Raw genomic sequence first — 2,402 nt, forward strand, 5'->3', positions numbered from 1 at the left:
ACTTTATTTGAGGCCGCACCTGCAGTCACCGGAATCAGGTCCACGCTGCCATCACTCATCTGCAGATAAATCACATAGCTTTTGCCTGTGATAAATTCCACATCATGACTTAAGGTCAGGATCAGGCCTTCCTGCTGCAGCACATCCCCGCTGCGGTGAATACCATTGCGATAATCCGCCACTGCAATCCGGTCACGCAGTACCAGTAACTCTGATTCAGATGCAGCATCAAACGTAATGGATCGACGCTGGAAGCGCATCTTGTTCCAGAGCCGGTACGCATTAAAGTGTGCTTGCCACTTGTTACGTACACCGACCGATTTCACCACTTTAGGGTTCTTGGCGCTTTTATCCGGCAAGTAGATATTGATGCGGCTATCGTCGGCAGGATCCGTATATTCATAGATCAGGCCATCATAGTCGTCCATTACCCCAAAGCTCAGATCTCTTTGATAGGTGTCCGGATAAATATTCCTGAAGTTAAATAACAGTACCGAGTTATCCGTAGGCCGTTCAAAATACAGCTTGAGCTTATTGTTCTGACGGTAAGCCGTACACCCTACTGCGTCACAAACGTTGGTGACCAGTTCCTCAAAGGAAAGGTTGGTATCATCAATGGTTGCACAGAACTCTGCGGCCAGCGGTGTACCGAAATAATCCACGATCTCAAAGTAAGTCCGATAGATATTTTCCAGATCCAGCTCGTCAACTGTACGGCGACCAATCTTGTCATCCAGTGCCATCGATACCAGGGCATCGGCAAAGCTTGAAGTTGGAAAGACTTCCTTGGTCATTTCGCCATTCTGGTAAAAAGGTAGCATCCGTTGCAGATCAAAGTTGATCTTACGTGTCTTGACCGATAATGCGCCTGTAGTGGCATAGGTTCTGGCACGAAAAACAGTTTCACTGTGGTAACGCGTGCTTTGCAATGGAAACGCACCATAGAGTGCCTGCCACTTCACCTCATCCACCACACTCGGTGCATTGATTGCGCCAGTCACGCGACGTGCACGGACACTGCAACGCCCCTGAAACGTGGTCATGTCCAGCGTGACGCCCACCGTCTGACGTGACTTGGAAGATCCCTTCATCGTGATACGTTGATACATCGGATTGCCCAATGGTTCACCATTGACATTGACTGGAGTAACCTCCACCTCAAGCTCAACATTCACCGCACCCTGAACATTGCCGTTATAGACCGCATACAATCCATTTGAAGCGACAAAGTTACACAGCACTCGGTTTCGCTCAACATTATCCAGAACAAAAGGACCAATCCATTTCTCGCCTATCGATACAAGTCGTGGCGACAATTCAGCAGTTTTCTGGGTTGCGAGTTCCTTCAGGATCCACCAGCCTGGGTTGACTGCAGCAGGATTGGATAAAGTCATCCGGTCATCAGCAACCGACAACACACTGTAAACGCCGTCCAGATGATAGAACTGGTTATTGAACCAGAACCCACTATTGGTGATTTCCACCCGATCATTACTGACAAATTTTGTGGTTAGATCCGTGAAATTTGAGGCAGATCTTAAAATCTCATTCGGATAACCAAAGCGTAGATGATTGGTACCTTCCAGTACTTGGGTATCGGCTGAGCGCAGGATCTGGCCATTGACCGAGTTTTGCTGCTGTACCGACAACGGCGGCGTTGTAATTTCACTGCCTAAAAAGAAATATGGATTGCCAGTAACAATATCGACATCGGGGCTATACACCTCGATCGATGCACCGGCGATATCGACAATATTAGTTTCACCGTCAAAGGCACCATTGATTTTATAGTGGCCACGGCCAATACATCCGACAATATGCTCAACTTCGACATTGTTCTCATACACCTTATAAGGCACTGCTATCAGGTCAGGCGTATCGTTTGCTGCGCCGTATAGATCCACAATACGGCCATTGACCCGCATCTTGTTTTCACGGCTTGAAAGCTCGTTATTGGCGGATGAAGACTGGTTGTTATTCTGGTTGGTCTGTGCGATTGACGGCGTTGGCATCAGCAACGCTACAGCAAGACCGACGACCAAGGACACCACGGCAGCAACCAATGCAGGTATCCCTTTCGGGTTCTCAATCACAATGAATGTGCCAGGTAGAAAATCAAGCTGCTTCAGGTCATGGACATTTTTTGGTGTAACTTCGTTGGCCACCGAAATTTCAGCATGCTCCATATCACTCGGATTATGGAAAATACGCAAGTGCTCTGGCATATGTTCATACTTTGCTGTGAGCCATTGGCCAATTGTGGACGCATGCTCAATCACTTTCTTTTCAGATAAAGGATTTTGTTTATAAATAATCTTAATCATAGTAACTGACCCGGTTAAACCCCATAGCCATAACGACTTGTTCAGATAAATAAGACACACCGCTTTCCATTAAATGCA

General features: G+C 47.2%; 1 protein-coding gene. It reads right to left on the bottom strand.

Annotated elements, in window-relative coordinates; genetic code table 11:
• A partial coding sequence (locus tag ACNQO6_RS18350; RefSeq protein ID WP_440209903.1) for a host specificity factor TipJ family phage tail protein occupies positions 1-2,324 on the bottom strand: 2,324 nt, incomplete at its 3' end.
• Positions 2,325-2,402 lie beyond the last annotated feature (78 nt).

This window comes from Acinetobacter calcoaceticus (assembly GCF_051947995.1).
Taxonomy (GTDB): domain Bacteria; phylum Pseudomonadota; class Gammaproteobacteria; order Pseudomonadales; family Moraxellaceae; genus Acinetobacter.